Source organism: Salmonella sp. SAL4457 (assembly GCF_046548235.1).
Lineage (GTDB): Bacteria > Pseudomonadota > Gammaproteobacteria > Enterobacterales > Enterobacteriaceae > Salmonella > Salmonella enterica.
Genome location: NZ_JBGDZO010001387.1, coordinates 1 through 234 on the forward strand (window position 1 = coordinate 1; position 234 = coordinate 234).

At 62.4% G+C, this 234-nt stretch carries 1 protein-coding gene; it reads right to left on the minus strand.

Features of this window, described 5'->3' with window-relative positions; all coding sequences use genetic code 11:
* Window positions 1-234 (minus strand): DUF4105 domain-containing protein (locus ACLJNW_RS28710; RefSeq protein ID WP_410962088.1); only part of this gene is annotated, 234 nt, incomplete at both ends.

The following is a 234-nucleotide window of genomic DNA, read 5'->3' on the forward strand; positions in this document are numbered from 1 at the left end:
TCTTCACCGCGCGGACGGTGTCGGTGGGGATCGCGGTAAGCGGGAACTGCTCGGTCAGCTCGATGCCCGGGCGGGCGATCTCCATCAGTTCGAGCAGGCGGAACGAACAGTTCTCGTCGAAGAAGTAGTAGTCGAAGCGGACCTGCTTGAGTTCCCAGACGTGTTCGACCATGCGCCCGGTCTCCTCGGGCGTCAGGTTCAGCTTGTATTCCCAGAGGTCGCGGTTCTCCAGGC